This window comes from Rouxiella sp. S1S-2, assembly GCF_009208105.1.
Lineage (GTDB): Bacteria > Pseudomonadota > Gammaproteobacteria > Enterobacterales > Enterobacteriaceae > Rouxiella.
In genome coordinates, this window is sequence record NZ_WFKL01000001.1 from 4,323,229 (window position 1) to 4,349,033 (window position 25,805).

Annotated in this window: 24 protein-coding genes; 9 read left to right on the top strand and 15 right to left on the bottom strand. The window is 52.6% G+C overall.

Going from position 1 to position 25,805, the window contains the following annotated elements; all coding sequences use genetic code 11:
• From GA565_RS19850 to GA565_RS19870, 5 genes are all read right to left on the bottom strand, one after another.
• A complete protein-coding gene (locus GA565_RS19850; RefSeq protein WP_152200302.1) occupies nt 1-3,207 on the bottom strand; it encodes a phage tail tape measure protein in 3,207 nt (1,068 codons plus the stop codon).
• Entirely contained in the window at nt 3,204-3,269 is a 66-nt protein-coding gene (locus GA565_RS24975) for a hypothetical protein (RefSeq protein WP_370518112.1), read from the bottom strand. The genes GA565_RS19850 and GA565_RS24975 overlap by 4 nt, the downstream gene beginning before the upstream one ends.
• A gap of 83 nt (nt 3,270-3,352) precedes the next feature.
• Nucleotides 3,353-3,652: a phage tail assembly protein gene (locus tag GA565_RS19860; protein ID WP_152200303.1), complete on the bottom strand. Its 300-nt coding sequence runs from the start codon at nt 3,650-3,652 to the stop codon at nt 3,353-3,355.
• Nucleotides 3,653-3,706: 54 nt separating this feature from the next.
• Entirely contained in the window at nt 3,707-4,219 is a 513-nt protein-coding gene (locus tag GA565_RS19865; RefSeq protein ID WP_152200305.1) for a phage major tail tube protein, read from the bottom strand.
• Between the two features lie 12 nt (nt 4,220-4,231).
• Nucleotides 4,232-5,398 (bottom strand): phage tail sheath subtilisin-like domain-containing protein, encoded by a 1,167-nt coding sequence (locus tag GA565_RS19870; RefSeq protein WP_152201653.1) that lies wholly within the window; start codon nt 5,396-5,398, stop codon nt 4,232-4,234.
• A gap of 157 nt (nt 5,399-5,555) precedes the next feature.
• Here GA565_RS19870 and GA565_RS19875 point away from each other — a divergent pair, with 157 nt between their 5' ends.
• The 8 genes from GA565_RS19875 to ybaL all read left to right on the top strand — a co-directional run bounded on the left by GA565_RS19875 (nt 5,556) and on the right by ybaL (nt 15,121).
• Nucleotides 5,556-6,662: a phage late control D family protein gene (locus GA565_RS19875; protein ID WP_152201655.1), complete on the top strand. Its 1,107-nt coding sequence runs from the start codon at nt 5,556-5,558 to the stop codon at nt 6,660-6,662.
• A 59-nt stretch (nt 6,663-6,721) separates the two neighbouring features.
• Nucleotides 6,722-6,961: an ogr/Delta-like zinc finger family protein gene (locus GA565_RS19880; RefSeq protein WP_084982912.1), complete on the top strand. Its 240-nt coding sequence runs from the start codon at nt 6,722-6,724 to the stop codon at nt 6,959-6,961.
• Between the two features lie 100 nt (nt 6,962-7,061).
• On the top strand, nt 7,062-7,385 hold the full coding sequence (locus GA565_RS19885; RefSeq protein ID WP_152200306.1) for a hypothetical protein: 324 nt from the start codon (nt 7,062-7,064) through the stop codon (nt 7,383-7,385).
• 227 nt (nt 7,386-7,612) lie between these two features.
• Nucleotides 7,613-10,162, top strand: a complete 2,550-nt coding sequence (gene copA, locus GA565_RS19890) for a copper-exporting P-type ATPase CopA (RefSeq protein ID WP_152200308.1) — start codon at nt 7,613-7,615, stop codon at nt 10,160-10,162.
• Nucleotides 10,163-10,302: 140 nt separating this feature from the next.
• Complete coding sequence (locus tag GA565_RS19895) at nt 10,303-11,109, top strand: TraB/GumN family protein (RefSeq protein ID WP_193312002.1); 807 nt, start codon at nt 10,303-10,305, stop codon at nt 11,107-11,109.
• Between the two features lie 297 nt (nt 11,110-11,406).
• Nucleotides 11,407-11,886, top strand: coding sequence for a Cys-tRNA(Pro)/Cys-tRNA(Cys) deacylase YbaK (ybaK, locus tag GA565_RS19900; protein ID WP_152200312.1), 480 nt, complete (start codon nt 11,407-11,409; stop codon nt 11,884-11,886).
• A gap of 101 nt (nt 11,887-11,987) precedes the next feature.
• Complete coding sequence (locus GA565_RS19905) at nt 11,988-13,205, top strand: MFS transporter (protein ID WP_152200314.1); 1,218 nt, start codon at nt 11,988-11,990, stop codon at nt 13,203-13,205.
• A gap of 227 nt (nt 13,206-13,432) precedes the next feature.
• Nucleotides 13,433-15,121, top strand: a complete 1,689-nt coding sequence (gene ybaL, locus GA565_RS19910; protein WP_152200316.1) for a YbaL family putative K(+) efflux transporter — start codon at nt 13,433-13,435, stop codon at nt 15,119-15,121.
• Between the two features lie 77 nt (nt 15,122-15,198).
• Here ybaL and GA565_RS19915 read toward each other — a convergent pair whose 3' ends face one another.
• The 7 genes from GA565_RS19915 to GA565_RS19945 form a co-directional block, all read right to left on the bottom strand.
• Nucleotides 15,199-16,518, bottom strand: coding sequence for an inosine/guanosine kinase (locus tag GA565_RS19915; RefSeq protein ID WP_152200318.1), 1,320 nt, complete (start codon nt 16,516-16,518; stop codon nt 15,199-15,201).
• A gap of 176 nt (nt 16,519-16,694) precedes the next feature.
• The gene (gene hemH, locus GA565_RS19920) at nt 16,695-17,657 is read right to left on the bottom strand and encodes a ferrochelatase (RefSeq protein ID WP_055776909.1); all 963 of its coding nucleotides are present in this window, start codon (nt 17,655-17,657) and stop codon (nt 16,695-16,697) included.
• 204 nt (nt 17,658-17,861) lie between these two features.
• A complete protein-coding gene (adk, locus tag GA565_RS19925; protein ID WP_152200320.1) occupies nt 17,862-18,506 on the bottom strand; it encodes an adenylate kinase in 645 nt (214 codons plus the stop codon).
• A 111-nt stretch (nt 18,507-18,617) separates the two neighbouring features.
• Nucleotides 18,618-19,505: a DMT family transporter gene (locus GA565_RS19930; RefSeq protein ID WP_055776903.1), complete on the bottom strand. Its 888-nt coding sequence runs from the start codon at nt 19,503-19,505 to the stop codon at nt 18,618-18,620.
• Nucleotides 19,502-20,380 carry a DUF6024 family protein gene (locus GA565_RS19935; RefSeq protein ID WP_152200321.1) on the bottom strand — a complete coding sequence of 293 codons (879 nt, stop codon included), beginning with the start codon at nt 20,378-20,380 and terminating at the stop codon, nt 19,502-19,504. The genes GA565_RS19930 and GA565_RS19935 overlap by 4 nt, the downstream gene beginning before the upstream one ends.
• A complete protein-coding gene (locus GA565_RS19940) occupies nt 20,380-20,778 on the bottom strand; it encodes an NUDIX domain-containing protein (protein ID WP_152200323.1) in 399 nt (132 codons plus the stop codon). Before GA565_RS19940 ends, GA565_RS19935 begins: the two co-directional genes overlap by 1 nt.
• A gap of 12 nt (nt 20,779-20,790) precedes the next feature.
• Nucleotides 20,791-21,501, bottom strand: a complete 711-nt coding sequence (locus GA565_RS19945; RefSeq protein ID WP_193311942.1) for a hypothetical protein — start codon at nt 21,499-21,501, stop codon at nt 20,791-20,793.
• 205 nt (nt 21,502-21,706) lie between these two features.
• Between GA565_RS19945 and GA565_RS19950 the strand changes: the two genes are divergently transcribed.
• Nucleotides 21,707-22,579, top strand: coding sequence for a LysR substrate-binding domain-containing protein (locus tag GA565_RS19950; protein ID WP_152200325.1), 873 nt, complete (start codon nt 21,707-21,709; stop codon nt 22,577-22,579).
• Nucleotides 22,580-22,630: 51 nt separating this feature from the next.
• Here the strand turns inward: GA565_RS19950 and htpG are convergent, their stop codons facing one another.
• From htpG to GA565_RS19965, 3 genes are all read right to left on the bottom strand, one after another.
• Nucleotides 22,631-24,499: a molecular chaperone HtpG gene (gene htpG, locus GA565_RS19955; RefSeq protein ID WP_193312003.1), complete on the bottom strand. Its 1,869-nt coding sequence runs from the start codon at nt 24,497-24,499 to the stop codon at nt 22,631-22,633.
• 330 nt (nt 24,500-24,829) lie between these two features.
• Entirely contained in the window at nt 24,830-25,435 is a 606-nt protein-coding gene (gene recR, locus GA565_RS19960; protein WP_152200328.1) for a recombination mediator RecR, read from the bottom strand.
• Complete coding sequence (locus GA565_RS19965) at nt 25,435-25,764, bottom strand: YbaB/EbfC family nucleoid-associated protein (protein ID WP_152200330.1); 330 nt, start codon at nt 25,762-25,764, stop codon at nt 25,435-25,437. The genes recR and GA565_RS19965 overlap by 1 nt, the downstream gene beginning before the upstream one ends.
• Nucleotides 25,765-25,805: the final 41 nt, after the last annotated feature.

Below are 25,805 nucleotides of genomic sequence, written 5' to 3' on the forward strand. Positions count from 1 at the left end.
TTACTCCCTATCTTTGAGTTGGGAACGTTTGCGGTTATCGCGTTCTCGCAGTAGTGCAGCCAGTTCACGGCGCACGGTTGCCGCGATCTCTTTTGCATCAAGCTTGGCACTCTCATAGAAATTTAATGTCAGGCTTATCGGCTCGAGCGCGTTATCGAGCACAGCCGGTTGTGACTGTGCCGCGCGACCCGATGGAACCGGAATACCAGGCAGAAATGACTGTGCTGGCCATGCGGTTAACTTCCCAGTGATCCCCCGAACTGCCGCCCCTATCCGGTCGCCAATCGACTGCGCCGGGCTTTGGGTGGCTGCAATCCTTGGTTCATCATAAGCGCCATAAACCGACATGACCGGCGGGTGTTTTTTAAAGACAATATCACCTAGCTTATCCGGGTCACGTGCCGCCGCGCTGACGGCATCGGGCGTGCCGGTTCCGGTTCCAGCTCCCTTTTCCTTCTTCGTGCTGTTATGCCCGCTAAGCTGCGCTAACGAGACCGGAGCCACGGGCGGCGAAAGTGGCGGTTTGGGCGGTGGAGTGCTTTTGGGGGCGTTATTGCCGTTATTGATCACGCCGTCAGTCGATGAAAATGCCCACGGGCGTTGGATAAACTTCTTATTTTTTTCATCCCAGACGTTCACTACCGGCGCTTTAGCCTGGGGCGCGACGGCATCCATGGTGTTCGCCACTTCTTTAGCCGCATTGGCCGCTTCGGGAATAGCGCCCAGTTTTTTCAGTAGCCAGCCTATCCCCTCGGCGACTTTCAAAATAACATCAACCACGCCCGACACGGCCTTGCCGACAACCTCGCCGAATACCCGCCCCGCCTCCGTGCATTCTTTCAGGGTTTCCGCTGAGGAACTGACCGGCTCAAACAGCTGGGTAAACCAGTTCCACACGCGGCCAATGGCATTGCCTATGCCATCAAAAATAGGCTCAAGCGGCGCGAACGCCTGCTTAACGGGTTCGATAGCGCCAACAAGTCCCGTCCAGAATCCCCCGAAGAATGCCTTTATCGGTTCCCAGTATTTCCAGATCATGATCGCCGCACCGGCCAGGGCAGCGACCAGCAGAAATACGGGGCTAAGCAACAGTGAGAGGCCACCGCCTAGCACGGTCAGCACACTGCGTCCCACGGTGAGAAGTGTGCCAAAACCTGATGTAGCAAGCGTGCGCAGGCCATTACCCAGCGCAGCCAGTGCGGCGCCGGGTGCTGTGAAAAGCATTCTCAGCGCCGAGCCTGTGGCGCTGCCCATGCGGGAAACAGCGCTTAGGCCTGTTTTACCGATGGACAAAATGCGCGTGCCAAACTCGGCGGCGGCCGTCGCTGCTGAGCGGAACAACGGCCCCCAGTCTTTAACGCTGCGCCCTGTACCGGCCAACAGCGGGGCAAGTCGCCCAAGGCGAGCGGTCAGCCCGCTGAGTGAAGGTAAAAGACCGCCAAAGCCGCGCCCGCCGGTCAGGAGTGAAAGGCTCAGGCGCACCGCAGCCATTGGGAGCAGAATGCTGGCAACGCTTAGGGCAAGCGCGCCCAGTACGGCGATGGCGACACCCACGGCGGCAGCCAATTTGAGCAGTGATCCAACCAGCGCCGGATTAGCTTCGGCCCAGGCGCGAAAGCGCTGGATCATGCCGGTGGCATATTTCATGACTTCCATGGCAGGGCCGCGCAAGGTTTCGCCTAGGCTACTGAAAGCATTGGTCATACTGGCTTTGGTCAGCATCCATTTAGCACTAACAGAGTCGATATTAATGTCAGACTCACGGCGCATTGACCCCTTGGCCGCTTCGCTATTTACCAGCTGTAATTGGCGGTACAGCTCAGGCAGGTTGTTCGTGAGCTTGCCTGCCGAACCGCCAAATTCCTTGCCGAAAATCTGAGTCAGTACTGAATCACGATTAGACTTGGGAAGCTTACTTACCTGTTCAAGAACGGTGAGGATTGTGCCCATCGCATCGACAGACATGGATTTTTGAACCTTATCAGCGCTAAGTCCAATTGAGTTCAACCCTTCCATAAAGTTATTGCTTTGCTGTGTGGCGATGGACAGTTCGCGCACCATGGCGTGTGTGGAGCTGGCGGCGATTTCGGGTGCCGTGCCAAGCGTCAGGAAAGTCGAGGCTAGCGCAGCGGCCTTGCGGTAGTCTAGCTTGTCAGCGTCACCCCCGATGCGCTGGAGCACGTCAATAATGTCCGCGCCCTTTGACTTGGCATTGTCGTCCAGGTAATTCAGCACGTCGCCAAGTTGTTCAATGTTCTGTGTCGGGACTTTATACAACCCCGCAATTTTACCGAGGCTTTCGGAAAGCTCACTGGCCGGAAGCTCAAAGGCGACAGACGCCATGGAGGCGGTGGTTGCGAAGGACAAAAGGTCTTTTTTCTGCTTGTCCCAAGGGTCGTCACCTTCGGCCACGCCCATGCGCGCGCCGCCCTCGACCAGGGCGGCATAGTCAATTGCGCCGTTCGGCATCGGGAGCTGTTCGCTGGCCGCCTTGATAGCCTGCTGCATCTCATAAAACTGTGCCGTCCGGGTACCGTCATTATCCCGCAGCCCGTTCACCTGCTTGGCGACGCCCTTCATGGAGTCTTCGAAGTTTGCGTAACTGTTTACCAGGCCAATGACCGGCGCCGTGATGGCCGCACCGGTCGCCACCGCGCGCATGCCGCCGCTTTCCAGCTTCTCGCGGGTTTCTTTCGCACGTTGATACTGCTGCTGCGCACGGCTGACGGCGGCAAGTCGCCGCTGCTGCTCGGCCAGTTGCCGGTTATATTCTGCTGTTTTTCGGCTGATTTGCTCCGTCGCGCTGCTGCCGCCGCGAAGCAGCACGCCGTTGTGCATGAGCGCCGAGCGTAGCGCGCCGAGCTTGGCCTGCTCCTCGTTACGCGCGCGGGAAAGTTGCCGGACGGCATCCGACTGTTTTTTGAGGGCCGCGGTCTGTTCGTCCGTGCGTTGCTTTGCCGGGCCAAACGCGGTGCGCAGTTCGTCCGCTTTTTTACGGGCTTCGGCAAGTTGGCGCGCGGTGGTTTCAGAGGCTTTAGACAGGCGGTCAAAACTGCTTGCCTGACGTTCAAGGCCCTTCAGGCTGGTCTGCGTGGATTTGATTTGGGATGCCAGCGAGGCGGCGCTTTTTTGCGCCGCGCTTACCGGGCGGGTGATGTTGTTGATAGCGCTGAACGCTACGCGAATGCTGAGGTTACGTTCTGTCATTCTTCCTGTCCATTTCGTGCCAACGCACGCTTATGCCAGGTCAGAAATTCACTCACTGGCATCACATCGTAGGTTGACGGCTGCCAGTGAAAAACGACGGCGATATCGGCGATAAGTTCGTCAGTATCAACCGCCGGACAGCGGATTAAATTTCGCCCGCTGCTGTCTCGCTCGACGCCGAGGACGGTGCCAAAAAATCGGCAATACCGGCGGCCAGCTGGGAGAAGTCCTGCACGTTAAGCTGGCTCACTTCAACTTCGGTCAGCGATGGACTGGTGACGCGCGGCAGCAGCTTGATCAGCGAATCCACGTCACTGGTCATGACGTCATAAAGTTTCAGGCCGCGCAGAGAGCCGGTCTGCTGCATGGCTTCAGTAATGGTCACTTCTTTGATTTCGGTCTTGCCGCGTACCACGGGAAAGCCCAGGGTGATTGTCTTTTGCATGGTTTATCTCTCAGTAAACCGGCGCAGCGGTTGCGCCGGTGAGTTAATAGAAAATTACAGTCCGATATTGGCCCGATGCTGCTCCATCATGTCCTTGCCGCCCACGATCCAGACCATGTTCAAGGCGTCGAGTTCGAATACCTCTTCGCCGTTAATGGTGATTTTCACGTAGGTATTTTTCAGCGAGTACTTGTGGGAGGTGTTATCCCCAGATTTGGCGCTGCCCCAGTCCATTTCCTGCACGCGCCCGCGCGTCTGAATCTCACAGGGAATAGCGTTGCCGGTCGAGTCGTCCAGGTACGACCCTGCAAAGCGCAGCTGCACGCCGTCAATGGTGCTGCCGTAGGTTTTGATAAGCTGGGGGTCAATGCCGCCCAGCGTAATTTCCATGTCTGCCGCGCCCGTTTCAAAGCCAAGGTGAACCGAGACGCCCATCGGCATGCCTGCTCCCTGATAGTCTTCGGTCTTGCGCGACAGTTTGGGCGTCGTGATCTCTTCGGCCTTGCCCAGGTAGCTGTTACCGTTGACAAAGGCGTTGAACGCAAAAAGTTTACTTGGTAGTGCCATGGTTGTTTCTCCTTAGCCCAGTTGGTCGAACACGGCAAAGTATTCGTCCGTGAACTCCTGGATAAGACTCAGATTCTCAAGCGGCGGAACCGGCGTGTATTTATAACGAATGGTCAGTTTCCCGTTGCTCAGCGTGTCCGCCCCGTTGTCGGCTTTGTCATACCAGCAGGCGAAACCGAGGAGCCTACCGGCGGTGACCAGCGCGGAGCCTTTGCGATTGATGCCGTCAACGATGTCCTTCGCCAGTGAAGGCGTCAGCGTTTTATCGATGTAGGCAAAATGCGCCTCGGCAATGGTATCGGCGAGGATTTGCGCGGTGCGGGTGTAACTTTCAAAGATAAACGTCTCGGCGTCACAGGTGCGTGAACCCCAGAAGCGGAAGCCGTCGCGCTTAATCAGCGTGGTGATGCCCTTGCTGTTGAGATCGTCCGCGTCCGTGTCGGTGCCCTGAAGGGTCCAATAGATATCCGCAGAAATGCCCAGAACGTTGGACACGGCAACGTTTGACAGGACTTTGTGCCAACCCTGGTCTGCGTCGATTTTGGCGCGCAGCCCGACCGCATAAGCCGGTGACGGCACGACGACGTTTGCCGCGCTCTGGCTGTCGTAAGCAATAAAGTCAGGGTAAATCACCATGACTTCGCGCTCGCTGAAATCTTCACGGTAGGCCTTGGCTTCGGCAATAGTTTTACAGCCGTTGGCGGCGACATAGGTAAATGCCCGCAACTTCTCGGCGATCACCGCCAGTTGAAGGCCCACCGGCTTGGTGTCAAGGCCAGGCGCGGCCAGAATGCGCGGACGCTCCCCGATGCGAGGCTCGGCGGTCAGCAAGGCAAACAGGCCGGTATAGCGTCCATCCACGCCTACGCCGCCGATAGTCAATTGGTCCTGCGTAGTGGCCCCGTCGCCTTTCGCCTGTGCCACGCGAACAACGACAACCTTCGGGCTGGACTGGTCAGAAATCGCCTTAAGGACCGTGTAAAGCGTGCCGGTTTTGCCCGATTTGCCGAGGTAATCGCGTACCCGAGTGAGCAGAACGGGGGTATTGAGTGGAAACGTCGTAGCGTCTGCATCATCCGCCGTACAGATAACGCCAATGGTGGCGGTATCAATGTCGCGAATGGGCGTGCTCAGGTCAGTGGTTTCCTTGACCGAACTGCCGTGATGATAATTATCCATGCTTTTCTTGCCTCTGATTGATGCGTGCAAACCATCATCAACCCGCGCAGGCTTCTTTTCACGTCGTGCCGGTTGTCGCTGGCCGCTGACAACGCTTAGCGGCTGACGGCGCTCATGCGCGCGAGCGAGGATACAGGCAGGGGGATTTATGCTGACTATGTTGAATGAAGATTTATCCATGCAGCCCGATCACCGGCTGTCCATTGACGGCGTCGTACTGACCGCGCTGGATGAAAGGTTAATGTCCTTGTCACTCACGGATAATCGCGGCTTTGAGGCGGACAGGCTGGAGCTGACCATTGACGACAGTGACGGGCGGGTTGTTATGCCGTCAAGGGGGGCGAAAATAGCCGTGGCGATTGGCTGGGCCGGTAAGCCACTGGTTGATAAAGGGGTGTTTACGGTCGACGAAATCACCCATCAAGGGCCGCCAGACCGGCTGATTATTGCCGCCAGGAGTGCCGATTTTCGTGAGAGCTTTAACGTCAAACGTGAGTACAGCTGGCATAACGTCAAAGTGAGTGATGTTGTCTCGGCCATCGCAGGGCGTTATGACCTTATCCCGGCGGTCAGCGCGTCACTAAAAGATATTGAGATTGACCATGCTGACCAAACGAATGAGTCAGATATCAGTTTTTTAACCCGCATGGCCGAAATGCTGGGCGCGATTGCGACCATCAAGAACGGTCGATTACTTTTCATCGTGCCAGGCATGGGGGTGTCGCAAAGTGGCCGCGTACTGCCTGCCGTCATGATCACTCGCGCCTCGGGCGATGGGCATTCTTTTCGTATCGCCGACCGCGACGCCTACACGGGCGTTCAGGCTTACTGGCTGGATCTGAATTTTGGCAAGAAAAAGCCCACAACGGTGAAACGCCGCAGGAAGAAAAAGCCGGTAGCCGTTACCCCTGCCTCAAGCAAAAAGGAGGGGGATTACATGGAGGGTGCGGAGGGTAACGTTTTTGTTATGCGTAAAACCTTCAAGACCGAGAGAGCAGCCAAGCGGGCAGCGGCGGCAAAGTGGCGTGAGTTGCAACGAGGGGCGGCGGAATTCAGTATTACCCTGGCACGCGGCAGAGAGGATTTATACCCTGAATTGCATGCCAACGTCAGCGGGTTTAAGCCCATTATCGACCAGGCAGACTGGGTTATTCACCGGGTCACCCATTCCATTGACGAAAACGGATTCTTGACGGTGCTTGAGCTGGAAGTGAGGTTAACCAGTTGGGATGATGTAGAAGAGGACGACGGGGAAACAGAGTAGATTAATATTTAGACTTATCTTAAAATAAGTTTAAATGAATCAGACAGCGGTGGTGTCTCATGTTTACCTGTCCAAAGTGCGGCGCAAGCGCGAAAACCCGAACCAGCGTGATGCTGAGTAACGAAGTCAGACGCAGCTACCATCAATGTAATAACCTTTCCTGCGGCAGTGCTTTCACCACGCTTGATGCAGTAGAGCACTTTCTCAATAACGTATTACCCATGAAAGCAAATGCCGTCCCTAAAGGTTTATTCCCCAACTCAAATTACGGGGAAGACCAGCTTACCCTTTCACTCTGAAGAATCGTTAAGCCCCAGATTTCTGGGGTTTTTAATGGCCCCCCGCATGTCCACGCAAAGAAAAGAAATTGCTCGACGAAAAATTAACTAAGGAATAGTTATGAAAAAGCTGGTTACGGCAGGATTGATCACGATGTTATTTTCGGTTTCTGCAAGCGCGGTCCATATTGATGGAAAATATCCGGTATGCATTACAGAAGACGCTTTCTCAAGATTGCAGGCGATTTACAAGCATCAAGACCAAAAAGCATATGACGAGATCATGAGTTCGGAATGCTTGCACGTAACACCTGGGCTGCCAATTGAAAGATTTGTATCTCAAGAGTGGAGGAATGGGGCTGGAGTAGCGCAGGTGCAAATTTACTTGAAAGGACGTCTTTATGATTTGTGGACCTATACAAAAAATCTTAAAGATGATGATTAGCCGCATTTGAAAGATTGCAGTACAAAGCATCCAATTAAAAATAAAGCCCCAGAAATGGGGCTTTTTTACGAAGTGTGGTCGCTATGTGGACGGTGTTAATAAAAATCCTTTTCTATCAACGTAATATTGCATTGACCTTCCCCTTGCTGGAAGGTTTATTGTATATCACGAGTAGGAATTGACCACTTAATCATTAAAACTGGGCATAACCGCCCCAAGGATATTTTATGTCAAATACCACCGTATTGACTTTACAAGGCTTGTCCTGTGGCCACTGTGTGGCCTCAACGCGTAAGGCGCTGGAAGCCGTTGCCGGCACACAAGACGTTGAAGTTACTATTGATAAAGCCATTGTTAAAGGTGAAGCAAGCAGCAAAAGCCTGATTGATGCCGTCGAAAATGCGGGCTACCACGCCCAGTTGGCAGCGGAGGATGCATCCCCAAAATCTAAGCCGCTGACTTTGCCTGAAGCTTCCATGCCGGAACGTCAGTCAGCGGCCACCTCTTTTGTTCCGGCATCCGTTGAAACACATCCTGCGGCAGAAAGTGATAGCGTTCAGCTTCTGCTGAGCGGGATGAGCTGTGCCAGCTGCGTAGGCAAGGTTCAGCGTGCGCTGGAAAACGTCAGCGGCGTGACGCGGGCAAGCGTTAATCTGGCCGAGCGCAGCGCGTTGGTGCAAGGGGCAGAAAATGCCGATGCGCTGATTGAAGCTGTCGAAAAAGCAGGTTATGGCGCAGAAATTATTATTGATGAAACCCTGCGTCGTGAACGACAGCAGCAAACTGCGCGCAGCAGCATGATTCGTTTTAGCTGGCAGGCGGCATTGGGTTTGGCTGCCGGTATCCCACTGATGGCCTGGGGATTATTGGGCGGCGAGATGATGGTCACTGCCAGCAACCAAACAGGTTGGCTCGTGGTAGGCATACTCACGCTGGCCATTATGGTTATCGCCGGTGGGCATTTCTATCGCAGTGCCTGGAAAAGCCTGATGCACGGCAGTGCCAACATGGACACTCTGGTGTCACTGGGCACCGGCGCGGCGTGGGTATTCTCGTTTCTGGTCACGCTGTGGCCCGAAGCCTTTCCTATGCAGGCACGACACTTATATTACGAAGCGAGCGTGATGATAGTCGGGCTGATTAATCTCGGCCACGCGCTGGAGCAACGCGGTCGCCAGCGATCATCGAAAGCACTGGAACGCCTGCTGGATCTCACCCCTCCTACGGCGAGAGTCGTCACCGAACACGGCGAAAAGACGCTGCCTTTGGCGGAGGTTAAACCGGGTATGTTGCTGCGCCTGACCACCGGTGATCGCGTGCCGGTGGACGGTGAAATTCATCAGGGTGAGGCCTGGTTTGATGAAGCAATGCTGACCGGCGAACCTATCGCGCAGCATCGAAAAACCGGTGAGAAGATAAGCGCGGGTACGCAGGTCAAAGACGGCAGCGTACAGTTCATAGCCAGCGCCGTAGGCGGTCAAACTCAGCTTTCACGCATCATTAATCTGGTACGTGAAGCGCAAAGCAGCAAGCCGGAGATAGGCAAGCTGGCCGACAGAATTTCGGCCGTATTTGTTCCCATCGTGGTCGCTATTGCACTGCTAAGCGGCGCGGTGTGGTACTTTTTCGGCCCGCAACCGCAGTTGATGTATACGCTGGTGATTGTCACAACGGTATTGATTATTGCCTGCCCTTGCGCCTTGGGTTTGGCGACGCCAATGTCGATTACCGCAGGCGTTGGGCGTGCTGCCGAGTTTGGCGTGTTGGTCAAGGACGCCGACGCACTGCAAAAGGCCAGCACGATCACCACGCTGGTGTTTGATAAAACCGGCACGTTAACCGAAGGCAAGCCACAGGTGGCAGAAATCCACCTGTTTAACCATACGGAAGAAGAGCAGGCACTGAGCTGGGCCGCGTCACTGGAACAAGGATCTCATCATCCGTTGGCGCAGGCCATTGCGGAAAAAGCCGCCAGCATGGCGAAAACCGAAATTAACAACTTCCGGACTCTCGGCGGTTTGGGCGTGAGTGGAAACAGTGGCGACACCTCACTTCTGCTAGGCAACAAGGCACTGCTTGAACAACAGCAAATAGACTGCGGCATTGCTGACGCCCTGCTGTCGCAACAGGCGTCACAAGGCTTTACCCCTGTTTTGCTCGCTGCCGCAGGTAAAGTTGTTGCCGTATTCTCGATACGTGACTCGCTACGTGAAGACAGCGCGGAGGCCCTGCAGCGCCTGCATCAGCAAGGGTACAAGCTGGTGATGCTTACCGGCGACAATGCGCTTACCGCAAGGGCCATTGCCAAACTTGCCGGTATTGATGAAGTGATCGCTGGCGTTCGCCCTGAAGGAAAAGCCGAGGCCATAAAAGCGCTGCAGGCGCGGGGTGAACAAGTGGCAATGATTGGCGACGGTATTAATGATGCACCAGCGCTGGCACAGGCAGACGTGGGGATAGCGATGGGAGGCGGCAGCGATGTTGCCATCGAAACGGCGGCCATTACCCTGATGCGCCCCAGCCTGCACGGCGTGGCCGATGCGCTGGCGCTGTCTCAGGGTACGCTGCGAAACATGAAACAAAACCTGCTGGGTGCCTTCATTTACAACGTGATAGGTATCCCTATTGCAGCTGGCGTACTTTATCCACTCACTGGCACATTGCTGAGTCCGATTGTCGCCGGAGCAGCGATGGCGTTGTCCTCCATCACCGTCGTCGCCAATGCCAATCGGCTGCTGCGTTTTAAGCCGGATAAATTCGCCGCTCACAAAAAATAGGCGGGTTCAGCCATCAACGACTCGGTTTATCAATAAAAGCTCTGCCAACAGGTATTTGTGCGTTAGAGAGTTTTCCCCCTGTTCCAATCTGCCCGTTAGCGCTAGCATGAAAGGCTATTGGAACAGGGAGACAACGCATGATTTGGGATTTATTACACCGACTGGCTCGCTGGACCGGGCTCATTTCTCCCGCAGAGTATCCCTACCCCGCTATCGATATTACACTTCCCGGCGGGCGTCACTTTCATCTGGTAGGCAGCATTCATATGGGCACGCAAAACATGTCGCCGCTGCCCAGACAGTTGATCCGCAAAGTCTCGCAGGCAGATGCCCTGATCGTTGAGGCTGATATCAGCGGCAGTGAATCGCCTTTTGGGGAACCTGAAGGTCTGGCCCCGCTCAGTGAGCGCCTTGAAGAGCAGCAATATCAGCAGATTGAGCGCCTGTGTGACGAAATAGGCATTCCGATGTATTCCCTCTCCGACCTGCCTTGTTGGCAAATTGCCCTGATGTTACAGGCGACTCAGGCGCAGCGTTTGGGACTGCGGGGTGAATACGGCATCGATTACCAGCTGTTAAACGCCGCAAAAACGCAGGATAAGAAGGTCATTGAGCTTGAAGGCGCACAGCAGCAGCTCCAATTGCTAAAACAATTACCCGAAGACGGGCGCAGCCTGCTTGATGACACTCTCACCCACTGGCACACTAATGCCAGACTGTTGCAAACGATGATCGGCTGGTGGCTCGACAGCCGTCCCTCGGTAGGTATTGATCAACTTCCCGCCACCTTTGGTAATGCGCTGTACGACGTGCTAATGCACCAACGCAATCAGCGCTGGAAGCAGCAGTTGGAAAGCATGCCTGCGGGTAACTATGTGGTCGCGGTAGGTGCGCTGCATTTGTATGGTGAAGGTAATCTCCCCAGCCTGTTGAATCAAAAAAGTTAATTGCGCTGTTGTCCTTTTTGAGACAAAAAAATGGCCAATATTTCTATTGGCCAGTCAAAGAGGAATTTCATTTTTATTAATTATCGCGGCAGCATGAAGTTCTTGAGGAATCCATGCCGGCGCGCGTAGGTTAGCAACGTGATTGTCATCTGGCAACTCTCAATTGCTCAAAAAACGCGCTTGGCGCTCGAATTTCATACTTTGTTCTTTAGTATCAAAAGATTGTACGATGTGATTATTTTTTAGCTAATCATGTTGTGAGCCTAAAGCGCTGACTTCGTTACATGGAAAAGAAATATGACGCCCGCCGTAAAACTTTTGGAAAAAAATAAAATCAGTTTCACACTGCATCCCTATGAACACAGCAGTGATGAGACCAACTTTGGTGATGAAGCGGTAAAAAAACTCGGACTGGATGCCGCACAAGTTTATAAGACGTTATTAGTGGCGCTTAACGGTGAAGTAAAAAACTTGGCCGTAGCCGTTACCCCCGTCGCCACCCAGTTGGATCTTAAAAAAGTCGCCAAGGCGCTGGGGGCAAAAAAAGCTGATATGGCTGACCCACAACTGGCGCAGCGCGTGACCGGTTACCTGGTCGGCGGCATCAGCCCATTAGGGCAGAAAAAACTGTTGCCGACGGTCATTGACAGCCCCGCGCAGCAGTTCACGACCATTTTTGTCTCTGGTGGCAAACGGGGACTTGATCTTGAGCTCTCGGCGACAGATCTTTGCCGCTTACTCAACGGGCGCTTTGCGGAAATAGCAAAACGCGATTAGTTTTTTTCTCTCACCCTTAAAATTACCCAATAGATTTCGAGATGCAGGAAGGTAGCTTACTCGCCAGCAACGTGAAAGATGACGGGGAAAAGAGTCAAATTATGACCGATCGTAGTGAAGTACACATTCAGAAAAAAGACAGCGCGTTGAAAGGCACCGCATTTAAGATACTCACCGCGATCAGTGTGTCACACCTGCTTAACGATATGCTGCAGTCGCTTATTTTGGCGATTTATCCGCTGTTGCAAAAAGAATTTACCCTGAGCTTCACACAAATCGGGATGATTACGCTCACCTATCAGATAACAGCCTCCCTGCTGCAACCGCTGATTGGCCACTACACCGATAAGCACCCTAAACCTTATTCGCTACCGGTTGGTATGGGCTTCACGCTTGCCGGCTTGCTGTTGCTGGCAGTTGCGCAAAGCTTTGGCGTGATACTCATCGCCGCAGCGCTGGTTGGGACTGGCTCATCTATTTTTCACCCTGAGTCCTCTCGGGTGGCACGCATGGCTTCAGGCGGACGCCACGGTTTGGCGCAATCGCTGTTTCAGGTGGGTGGCAACTTCGGCAGCGCGCTAGGTCCGCTGCTGGCAGCAATTATCATTGCGCCGTACGGCAAGGGTAACGTGGCATGGTTCTCACTGGCCGCTCTGCTGGGTATGGTTGTACTGCTGCAGGTCAGCAGATGGTACAGCCACCAGCAACAGTTGGCTAAAAAACGCGGCCCCGTTCCGGTGCAGGTCAGTATTTTGCCTAGGCGCACCGTGGCTCTTTCGCTTGGCATCCTGCTTGTGTTGGTGTTTTCAAAATATTTTTATCTGACCAGCCTAAGCAGCTACTACACCTTTTACCTTATTCATAAGTTTGGCGTTTCAATTCAGGAAGCACAGTTCCATTTGTTTGCCTTCCTGCTGGCCGTGGCGGCCGGAACCATTGTCGGCGGACCCATCGGTGACAAAATTGGTCGTAAATATGTTATTTGGGTATCAATACTCGGCGTTGCGCCCTTTACCCTGCTCTTGCCGCACGCCAATCTGTTCTGGACCAGCGTACTAAGCGTGATCATCGGTGTCATTCTTGCCTCGGCGTTTTCTGCCATTCTGGTATTTGCTCAAGAGCTTATTCCTGGGAAAGTGGGCATGGTATCGGGGCTGTTCTTTGGACTGGCCTTCGGTATGGGCGGACTGGGCGCGGCAATACTGGGCTACGTGGCCGACAAAGACGGCATAGAAGAGGTCTATCAAATATGTGCGTTCCTGCCGCTTTTAGGAATATTGACCGCCTTTTTGCCAAATATCGAACGTAAATCCACTTAAAACATTATATTAAAGGCTGATAATTCACTTTATGAACACAAGGATATCGTTTTCTTATCAGCCATTTTCATGTTAATGCAGTGCAAATGAGCTGTTCAGCTAATTTTCTTGGCATTACTCGCATTTATCAACTTTAAAGCACTATTTTTTCACCTAAGGCCAGTTTTTTAAATTAAACTGAAAGTACCAGGTTCACGCTGTTCCGTGCATAACGAGAGGGAATCTTGATGCATAATTCTACCCCCTTAATTACGACGATTGTAGGAGGCTTAGTTCTCGCCTTCCTCTTGGGTATGTTGGCTAACCGACTGCGCATTTCGCCTCTGGTCGGTTACCTTGCCGCCGGCGTTTTAGCTGGCCCTTTTACCCCCGGTTTTGTCGCAGATACCTCACTTGCCCCCGAATTAGCCGAAATTGGCGTTATCTTGCTGATGTTTGGCGTAGGCCTCCATTTTTCCCTGAAAGACCTATTGGCAGTGAAATCCATTGCCATCCCCGGCGCTATTTTGCAGATTGCCGTCGCCACCGTGCTGGGTATGGGGCTTTCTCATCTGATGGGTTGGGACCTGACCAGTGGACTGGTATTCGGCCTATGTCTGTCAACCGCCAGTACCGTGGTGCTGCTGCGTGCGCTCGAAGAACGGCAGCTTATCGACAGCCAGCGCGGGCAAATCGCCATTGGTTGGCTGATTGTTGAAGATTTAGCGATGGTGCTGACGCTGGTGCTGCTGCCAGCGATTAGCAATATGATGGGCAGCCAGCAGATGAGCGCGGGACATTTACTTAGCGAACTGGCCATCACGCTGGGCAAAGTTGTTGCCTTTATTATTCTGATGATCGTCGTCGGTCGTCGCCTGGTGCCGTGGATCCTGGCCAAGTCTGCGGCCACCGGCTCCCGCGAGCTGTTTACTTTAGCCGTGCTGGCACTGGCGCTGGGTATTGCTTTTGGCGCCGTTGAATTCTTCGATGCCTCTTTTGCCCTCGGTGCCTTCTTTGCCGGAATGGTACTTAACGGGTCTGAGCTCAGCCAACGGGCCGCACACGACACGCTGCCACTGCGCGACGCCTTTGCGGTGCTGTTCTTTGTTTCGGTTGGCATGCTGTTTGACCCGATGATCCTTATCCACGAGCCGTTGGCCGTGCTGGCAACCTTGGCGATTATCCTGTTTGGTAAGTCTGCAGCCGCCTTCGCTCTGGTCAAAATGTTTGGACATTCGCAGCGAACCGCGCTGACCATTTCAGTCAGTCTGGCGCAGATCGGTGAGTTTGCCTTTATTTTGGCAGGATTAGGCATCACCCTCGGCATGCTTTCCGAGCATGCGCGCAACCTGGTGCTGGCGGGATCGATATTGTCGATCATGCTAAATCCCCTTCTGTTCTCACTGCTTGAGCGCTATCTCGCCAAGACGGAGATCATTGAGGACCAAAGCTTTGAGGAGATTATAGAAGACGAAACACAGACGCCGGTCTCATTCTGCGACCACGCACTGATCGTCGGCTATGGCCGTGTGGGCAGCTTGCTGGGAGCCAGGCTGATACAGCAGGGAATTCCGATGGTGGTGATTGAAAACTCCCGTCCACGCGTAGAAGCACTGCGTGAACAGGGGATCAGTGCAGTACTCGGTAATGCAGCCAATCAGGAAATCATGGAGTTGGCGGGCCTCGACTGTGCGCGCTGGCTGCTGTTGACCATCCCCAACGGCTACGAGTCGGGCGAGATTATTGCCTCTGCGCGCACAAAGCGCCCCACTATCGAGATCATTGCCCGCGCGCACTATGACGATGAGGTCACCTACATCATGGCGCGCGGTGCGAATAAAGTGGTCATGGGCGAGCGTGAGATTGCCAACAACATGCTCGACTCACTCAATATTGGCCAGGAAATACCGCCGCAGCCAGAAAGTTGCCCGGTGTAACTTTCTGATTATAAAGCAATTCCCTAAGTCATGAACGGTGCAGCCAACACCGCGACACTGTTCATGGTGAAAAGGATTTAGCGTTCCCAGTAGGACTCTTCCAAACTGTCTTCCCGCTCCGGCAGTCCTCGCGTCAGACGCGGGGAGTGCTGGTTCAGCACTTGAAAACTCACTCGATTGGCATATTTACAAACCTGCGCCAGCGAGGAATAGGTCAAATATTCGCGTGAATGCTTGCTAGAGTTAGGGACTGACATCCGGTGGAAACCATTGGCGGCGATATCGTGTAGCAACGCCGACAGCGCACCGTCTCCCGCACCGTTGGTGTTCATTATTTTCTCGGGTCCGCCCATATACGGCGCAATGTGCGAGAAAATCCGCAGCGGCGTAGTGCAGCTTTCACGGCGCATCGCTCGACTAAATTCATACTGATTAAATTCGGCAATCGCTCCGGGAAGTAAAGGATGGTTGGTGGTGCGCTTAAAGGCATCCTCGGTATAACTGCCCATGTATAAACCACTTGGACCGGCGGTACAAAGCACAAGATCAGCCCACTCCAGCGACTGATTTAACGCCATTAAAGGATCGCTTAAACCGGTCAATGCGCAAGCTTCATCTTCATTCATCGCTAAAATCGTGACGTGTTGATTGATAAAATCGCGCCACGCCTGCGGGTCTTCGGCTATCACGTACTGCGTGCCCAACGTCAGCACCACCGGCACCTGATATTTTTTGGCATAGGCTATCGCCTGCATGGTCGCCTCGGGCATCGGGTCACCCGCCGCGCCGCGAAGCAGATACGAGGTTAATACCAGCGCCGAGGCACCGGCTATCACGTCTTCAGGAATGCTTGAGGCACGCAGCTGGTTCATGTGACCGGGGCTGATGGCAAAGGTACGCTCGCCGTTTTCGTTAATCAGAGTGAAACAGCGGCCAATTGCACCGTCTACGCCCTGCAGATAATCAAGATCAATAAGGCTGGAGGTGTTACATAGATACCGATAGGCATAGCCGCCGATTTTCACGTCGCTACACATTACGCCAAGCTGTACCGACCTATCATCGGCCAGCACTGAATAGTTGTGTAGCGTATTTCCAATGGTACCGCCAGCAAACTGATGGGTAATTAACGCATTCGAGGCAAGCTCCTGATAAAGCAACTCGGCACGCTCGTCGTCAATCAGGCTCGATTGCCCGGCTATCAGACCGTAACGTGTTATAACCTCGTCATCCACCTTGGCTTCAATATCAACCAACGTCTGGTCTATGCCGACAATATAGGACGCGCTGGTGTCAGACTCGGGTTGCAAAGCTTGCAGCATGGAATCACGAAGCAGCGGATCGTGGGCGTCGACGGGGAAATAGTGTTTGGACTTACGTTTACCAGGAAATTTCATTGATAGTAGGCACGGGCTGTGAGACAGGGGTAAATGGTATCACAAGCGCGATAAGCATTCAGGTGAACAATAATTCTGATCAATGATGATTGAGGTATGAAATAAATACAGCAATAAATCGTTGGCTGGCGAAACTCACCAGCCAACGAAGTACTTTTCGCGCCGAGTCATGGCACTCAGAAGTGCTGACTCACCAGTTGCTGCAGCATGTCGATGTGATCGCTACGGTCGTTGAGAGCCTCGATATATTCAAATTTCTCACCACCGGCATGCAGGAACAGCTCACGGTTCTCGCCGTTAATTTCTTCAATGGTTTCAAGGCAGTCAGAGGAGAAACCTGGGCACACTATCTGAATATGCTTCACGCCCTGAGCAGGCAGGCTTTCCATCGTGGCGTCAGTGTAAGGCGTCAGCCAAGGCTCACGGCCAAAGCGCGACTGGAAGGTGAGCATAATTTTTCCGGCGGGCAGCTGCAACGCATCGGTCAATGCCTGCGTGGTTGCCTGACAGCGCTGCTGATAGTCATCGCCCTGCGCAACAAAACGTTTGGGAATACCATGGAAGGACAGCACCAGGCGATCTGGCTCACCGTGCTTTTCGAATGACTCCAAAATACTGGCCTTCAGTGCGGCAATGTAGGCAGGATGTTCGGCATAATCGCGGATGAAACTGACCGAAGGCAGTCGGCGCTGCTGTTTAAGCACACGCGCCACGCCGTCAAATACCGAGGCGCTGGTCGAACACGAATACTGAGGATACAGCGGCAGAACCACCATTTTGGTCACCCCTCTCTCCAACAGGCGACCGATGCCGTCTTCAAGGCTAGGTTTACCGTAGCTCATCGCCAGTTCAACCGGAGTGTCGGGGAAACGGGCCGCCAGCGCTTTTTGCTGACGCAGGCTGTAAACCATCAGCGGCGATCCTTCGTCCATCCACACGGATTTATACAGTTTGGCCACGCGCGGCGAACGAAACGGCAGAATAACACCCTGTAAAATAGGCCACCAAATCAGTCTGTTGGTATCAACAACGCGAATATCACTCAAAAACTCAGCCAGAAAACGTTTCACCGCCTGCGTGGTTGGAGCCTCCGGGGTGCCCAGGTTAACCAGTAACACACCGAACTTCGTCTGCATCATGCTGAATTCCCTAAATAATATTGCTAAATTTATAACACAGGGCAAGTGACCTGTCTGAATGCGCCCTTATTGTAACTAAACACCGGCAAATCGGAACCGATAACAGCAAGTGGGATTAACAATCAATGCTATTTGGAAGGGGCAAATGAGGATAAAACAAAGGCGACCGAAGCCGCCCTGATAACCTAGCTCACCGTGTGAGGATTAACCCAGGATGGTCGCCAGTTCTTCGCGCACTTTAGAAACTTTCTGGGTGCCGTCGATTTTAACGTATTGAGTGTTACCTGCTTCAGCTTCTTTACCGTAGTAAGACACCAGTGGCTCGGTCAGCTCGTGGTACTCGACCAGGCGTTTGCGAACGGTTTCTTCCTGATCGTCTTTACGGGTGGTCAGCTCTTCGCCGGTAACATCGTCTTTACCTTCAACCTGTGGCGGGTTGAATTTGACGTGATAAACGCGACCTGAGGCAGCGTGAACGCGACGACCTACGATACGATCAACGATCAGTTCGTCAGGAACGTCAAACTCCAAAACGAAATCAACCTTAATACCGGCTTCTTTCATCGCATCTGCCTGAGGAATGGTGCGTGGGAAACCATCCAGCAGGAAACCGTTACGGCAATCTTCCTGAGTAATACGTTCTTTAACCAGAGCGATAACCAATTCATCGGTAACCAGTTTACCGGCGTCCATAATTTCTTTGGCTTTCTTGCCGAGGTCACTTCCGGCCTTAACAGCTGCGCGCAACATATCACCAGTAGAAATTTGCGGGATCCCGTATTTCTCCATGATAAATTGAGCCTGAGTACCCTTACCTGCGCCCGGAGCGCCCAGCAGAATGATACGCATTGCGTAAATCCCCTTGCTTGTAATTTTATAAAAAGTCGAAAACGGTCAACCATACCATTCTGCGCCCCCTTCCTCAAGAAAGCGGACGGCTACTTAGTGATTAAACAATAACTACAAAGCAATGGCTGCCTGTTTTTTTGCCTGCAAGGTTTGAGAAACAACGGCAATGATGATGATACAGCCGCCAATCACGGCATTAATCGTGGGAGCTTCATGCAAGAATAGATAGATCCACAGCGGTGCCAGTGCGGTTTCCAACAGCAAAAATAGCCCCGCATTCGCAGGCGCCACATAGCGGGTCGATAGCGAAATCAGTCCCATGGCGACGGGAATGATCAGCGCCCCTTCAATAGTCAGCCACAACCACTGCTGTGGCTGAAGCGCGGAGATGGCGGGCAACAGCCCTGCTCCGGCAAAAATAGGTACCACAATCGACGCGAGAATGCCGCCCAGTGAAGGCAGTGCCAAAGTGCCATTTTCGACCTTTGAGGCAAAAATAAACGCCAATGCCATACAAATCGCCGTTGCCAGTGCAAAATAGTTGGCGCTGGCGTCCACGCCAGACTGACGACCGGCCATCACGATAACCACTCCGACCATGCCAACGAGAGCGGCTATCATCAAGGAACGATCGATTTTAACGGCAAAAAATATCCGCGATATAATAGCCGAAACAAACGGCGTGGAAGAGATAATAACCAGCACCGTGGCGATATTGCCGCGATTAAGCGCATTGACAAAACAGGCCGAAGAAGCGCAGAAAAACAGCACTGACAGCAGATTTTGGCGGGTTATCCACGGCACGCCCAGCACTGAACGGCTTTTGGGCACCAGCAGCCAAACGGTAAACACCACCGCCCACATCAGCAACCCGCGTAGGACCACGATAAGCCAAGAGTTATCGACCGCCATCAGTCGGATAAACACAGAATCGGTGCTCAGAATAATGCCGCCCATAATGCCAATCAGGTTGCCGTTTACTGCGCTTGTTTTACTCATCTTATGTTCCATAGTTTTGAAATGTCTTCAAAAATGCTGCCGGTACAGTTGACCGGACGTCCATTCTGCCCACGCGTCCAGCGAGACAGTCGAAGGGTATTACTGTGTTCGAAATAGCTACCGTTCAGTTCTTTTACGGTTTGGCGCTGCTCTGGGGTAAAGGAAGGCACCTTAAAACAGCATAAAGGCAGGCCGGGTTCGCCGATGGATTGCAAACGAGCGCCGTCAGGCAGCCAGATATCCACCGCGTCAATGCTGGCAACATTAAAAGGCTGCCAGCCCGGCGCATTAATGGTTTCCAGCGCCATTTGCAGCGGCGCTTCTGATACCGTCGCCCTTTCAAACAGACGCAGCTCACTGCGCAGCAGCATGCTGTATTCTTCAGGCCGCACGGCAATCAGCGTCAGGCCAACGGCCACCGACGCGTGCTTATGTAATGGGGCCAAAAATATCGACCCGTTGTTAATCAGGTCATTGTGTTTGTTGGTGGCAAAGCTGTGTGAGGCATCGACCACAATACGATGGGTCGATTGATCCAAAGCATTCAGCTCACCGGTATACGGATTAATGTGAGTCACAATCTGCACGCCGCTGTTTTCGGTCCCGGCGGCAATTGAGTGAGGAAACAGCATGTCGATCGGCTGATAGTGCTGATGATTTGCCAGACTGAGAGAAATATTTTGCTTGTGTAAAAGATGGGACAACATCGCCAGCCCAATGCTGACCGACTGCACCATAAACACATCGTATTGCTCAAGACGGTAAACTTCGGTGAGTTTTTCCCGCAGTGCTTCACGCAGTAGATTCACTTTTTTATAAAAGTGTCCGCCGCCATGCTGCTCCTGGAGCTGAGGTGACAATGCTGAAGGATCCATTAATCAATTAACTCTTTTTGATAAAGTAGTGGTAAAACGTTGTCGCGAAAGATTGAACCCACACCCACTTCGCACGGCGGTTTACGATAATTAACCCAGGCAATTTCGGCGATTTCTGCGCTGGCAACCGGCTGTCCGACCACTTCAACCTGATATACGTGATTTTCGATAGCTACAGATTCAAACTCCGCAATCCCATGGAACAAACCAAAGGGCTTGATCTCGGCCGCTTCTACGTTCAGCTCTTCTTTAATTTCACGACGCAGACAGGTCAGATGATCTTCACCTTTAAGCGGTTTCCCACCGGGGGAAATAAAAATCTCAGTCCCCTCTTTTCGCGTCAGCAACAGCGCACGGTTGCGGATAATAATCGCCGAACACTTGATGATGGTTTTCATCTTGGGCTCCAATCAGGCTGCTTCTGCAGGTGAGGTAGCCACTTTCTTGGCCAGCATTAGGGTCTCGCCAGACAGGAATTTAACGATATTCAGCGCCAGCGGCGTTTTCTCACGCAGGTAAGAAATAATGGTGTCGTCGCTTGGCGTGGTGAAGCTGTCGCCAAAGATGCTGACGCCTTCGAGTGACTTGGTGGAAATACCCAGCTGCAGCAGGCGATATTTAACGTCGTCTGACGATTGAGCAAATTCATATATTGGTGAATTATATTGAATACTAAATTCCTGCATCAAATCGACCAAATACTCTTTGGCGACTAATCTCTGCTCAGGGAACTCTTGCTGATAATGCGTAATACCGTCGTTAATCACGTCAATATCATGACGGCGACAAAAATCAATTAAATGAGCATGTATTGCCAACTTCTCGCCGAGTAGAACCAGGTTCTTACGATATTTAAGAATATCGCCCTCAATATTTTCGATGGCAATACTGCGAAAAGTCCCGCTAATATCTTCAACCGTATGCGCTACAACGAGTTCACCAAAACGGTTTTTAAGCTCATCCACACGGTGAGCAAGAATACCGCGATGCAGCGAGCATCCGCTGTTAGCTGAATAGAGGTGAACGGGGATACCTTGTAACATTAAATAACAGGCAGCTAAGGTACTGTCACGACCGCCGGTAAACATCACGAGCTGGGTCTTTACGGAAGCATCGTTCATATTAATCCTTAATATTGAGTAAAATACCCAGGTGCAAGGCACGTTTAGAATGATTTGAGGGTTGTCCCGCTGCGCCTGCCTTGAAGTATTAATCCGCCATCCTGGCGGCTCGCTTTGGGACAACGTGGAGACTAAAGGGTTTTTTTTGGCTTGGAAAATGATATAAACAGACAGATGTGTTGAGAAAAACTAACAGGGTGTCACTATGTCCGATCTTCCTTCACTGCGAGCATTGCATTATTTTAAACAGGCAGCAGTATTTGAAAGTTTCAGTGCTGCGGCCGAGTCTTTAAACGTCACACACAGCGCGATTAGCCATCAAATTAAAAATCTTGAAGCTTGGTTGGGTACGCCCTTATTTAAACGAACTGCCGGTCGGGTTTATTTAACACAAGACGGTCAAATATTAAAAAAATGCTGCGAGCAGGTATTTAGAAATATAGAAGCAACCTGTAAGGAAATTAAAACCCGGGAAGAAAACAATCTTATTATCTCGTGCGCACCGAGTTTTTTATCACAGTGGTTGATCCCGAGAATTTCTCACTTCTCTCAGCGGCATGAAAATATTGCGCTTACCTTTCAGACACATGTAAATATTGAAAATATTCACGATGAACGTACAGATATTTTAATCAAAAGTAATGAATCTCCGCTCTCTGACGAAATTGAGGCTACGCTCATTACCGTGGATTATATTGGGCCAGTTTGCTCTCCCGACTTTCGTCATCGCTTTACCTATGAAACAGATTTCACCACGCTGCCGCTGCTGCACGCGGATACTAAAATTAATGCCTGGCAAGAGTGGGCAAGGAAAACCAATACGCGGGGAGATTTTATTTCGGGTAAGCATTTTGACAATCTGACGCTGGCCATTCAGGCAGCAAGAAGCGGGTTGGGCATTATTATGACGCCGCAAATTTTGGTCAAAAAAGAGATTCAGGAAGGAAGTTTGATTGCGCCGCTGGGCTTTGCCGAAGTCGACAGGGCCACCTACATGCTGGTGAAACGTGCACGCAGTCAGGAAAGAGAAATTGTGCTGTTTAGACAGTGGTTATTAGAAGAGGCCAGCCGGGGTTAGCCGACGGGCCTCTTGAGTGACACAATCTTGCATTACCTCACTGCGGGCAAATTACGCCTGCAGCAGAGTATTCATACGGCGGATAAACTGGTTGGGATCTTCCAGCGTTCCGCGCTCGGCGAACAGTGCCTGGTCGAGCAGCAGTTCAACCCACTCGGCGAACTGATCTTCCTGAACTTCGTCGGCAGCGCGTTTTACCAGCGCATGCTCAGGATTCAGTTCGAAGATGTATTTCACCTCTGGCGCTTCCTGACCCGCTGCGGCAAACAGCTTGGCCATTTGCGTGCTCATCTCGTCAGCACCGGTGGTGACGATGGCCGGCGTATCGGTTAAACGATGCGTTAAACGCACTTCTTTAACACGCTCGCCTAGCAGAGTTTTTACACGCTCAACGAATGGCTCAAGCGCTTTATCTGCATCCTGCTGTTCTTCACTCTTCTCATCGGCCAGCTTGTCGAGAGAATCATCCGCTTTGCTAACGGACTGGAAGCTCTTGCCGTCAAACTCGGTCAGATAACTCATCATCCACTCGTCAATGCGGTCCGAAAGCAGCAGCACTTCGATGCCTTTCTTGCGGAACAGCTCAAGGTGTGGGCTGTTTTTGGCCGCCGCGTAGCTGTCAGCGGTGATGTAATAAATTTTGTCCTGACCTTCAACCATGCTGCTCACGTAATCTTCAAGAGACAAATTCTGCTCTGAAGAGTCGCTGCGGGTGCTGGCAAAACGCAGCAGTTTGGCGATGGTTTCTTTATTGCTGCTGTCTTCTGCCGGCCCTTCTTTCAGGACCAGACCAAACTGCTTCCAGAACTGCAGGTATTTTTCTGCATCGTCTTTCGCCAGTTTTTCAAGCATTTGCAGCGCACGCTTGCTCAACGCGCTGCGCAGGTTTTGCGTGACGCGGCTGTCTTGCAGAATTTCACGCGAGACGTTCAGCGGCAGATCGTTAGAGTCTATCAGCCCGCGCACGAAACGCAGGTAGTTCGGCATAAACTGCTCGGCTTCATCCATGATAAACACGCGCTGCACGTACAGCTTCAACCCGTGCTTATGGTCGCGGTTCCACATGTCCCATGGCGCCTGAGAAGGAATGTACAACAGGCTGGTATACTCCTGCTTGCCTTCGACACGGTTGTGGCTCCAGCTCAGCGGGTCACTGAAATCATGGGAGATATGCTTGTAGAACTCGGTGTACTCTTCGTCCGTCACTTCTGAACGACTGCGGGTCCACAGTGCCTGCGCCTTGTTGATTTGGTCCCAGGTGGTGGTGTCGTCTTCTTCATTGCGGGTTTCGATTTCAACCGGCAAGGCAATGTGATCAGAGTACTTGCTGATGATTGAACGCACACGCCAATCGTCGAGGAACTCGTCCTGATCGGCACGCAGATGCAGCGTAATTTCGGTACCGCGATCGGCCTTTTCGACGTCTGCCAGGGTGTATTCACCTTCGCCTGCAGACTCCCAGAAAACGCCCTCTTCGGCTTTAACGCCCGCCGCACGAGTCCGCACGGTGACTTTATCAGCCACGATAAAGGCAGAATAGAAACCGACCCCAAACTGGCCAATCAGCTGGCTGTCTTTCGCCTGCTCGGATCCCACCGACTGCAGAAACGCTTTGGTGCCCGATTTTGCAATAGTGCCGAGGTTGTCGATCACTTCATCGCGGGTCATACCAATGCCGTTGTCGCTCAGCGTCAGGGTACGTTTTTCTTTATCGAACGACAGACGAACGTGAAGTTCGGCATCGCCTTCATAGAGGTCAGGTTTGGACAGGGCGCAGAAGCGCAGTTTATCCGCCGCATCCGAGGCGTTGGAGATCAGCTCACGCAGGAAGATTTCTTTATTAGAATAAAGCGAGTGGATCATCAGGTGGAGTAACTGTTTTACTTCTGACTGAAATCCGCGGGTCTCTTGTCCTTTCATACTCATCAAATACCTCAATCAAACCGTTTGAGTGATTAAAAACGTGACTCTGTTTAAAACAGACTGAGACTGAGATGGGGGGCTAAAGGGAAGTATTCAAGAGGAACGGGCAAGGAAATGGCGAAAAGTGCGTTAATTGATTATTTAAGCGTCTAACCGCGAGTGTTTAAAACAGGCGGTGGAAAATAAAAATCGACGACACAGCAATATTCGAACTCGTGGGAGGTGCAGCAAGGCGGCAAGAGGATAAGTCCCCAGGTGCTGACTCAGGTCAGTGACTGGGGCACATACGCGCAGCCAACACAGCTGCGGCTTCAAATACGACGAGGATTAGTACTTAAAGAGATGACGACCCGCCAGCGAGTGTGCGAGGGTTGTACCGTCTACCATCTCAAGCTCGCCGCCTACCGGTACACCGTGAGCGATGCGGCTGGCGACAACGCCGTATTGGCCACACATATCGGCAATATAGTTAGCGGTAGCGTCGCCTTCCACCGTCGGGTTCGTGGCGAGGATCACTTCCTGAATACTTTCACTTTCAAGACGTTGTTCAAGCCTGCCCAAACCAATGTCATCAGGACCAATGCCGTCAAGAGGCGACAAATGTCCCATCAATACGAAGTAGCGCCCCGAAAACTGTCCGGTTTGCTCAATGGCATGAATATCTGCCGGGCTTTCAACCACACAAATCTGACCATTTTCTTTGCGACGTGGGTTGGCGCAAATGGTGCAAATCTCTTGCTCGGTAAACGTTCTGCAGTCGGCACAGTGGCCAATTTCAGACATTGCGCGGGTCAGAGACTGCGCCAGCCGCATTCCACCGCTGCGGTCACGCTGCAGCAGTTGGAATGCCATACGCTGCGCTGATTTCGGGCCAACGCCCGGCAGGCAGCGCAGCGCCTCCATTAATGATTCAAGGAGTGGGCTGGTTTGCATCAGAATGGCATCTTAAAGCCCGGTGGCAATTGCATGCCGCCAGAAACTGCTGCCATTTTTTCTTTTTGGGTTTCATCGATACGACGAGCCGCATCATTGAACGCCGCCGCAACCAAGTCTTCCAGCAGGTCTTTGTCATCTTCAAACAGGCTAGGATCGATTTCAACACGACGTACGTTGTGCGCGCCGTTGATAGTGATTTTAACCAGACCTGCGCCAGACTCACCGGTCACTTCAAGGGCTGCGATTTCCGCCTGTGCCTGCTGCATTTTTTCCTGCATTTGCTGGGCCTGTTTCATCAGGTTACCCATGCCGCCTTTTCCAAACATAATCTTCTCTCTTTGCGTCGAGCCGCGTATGTGCACCATGC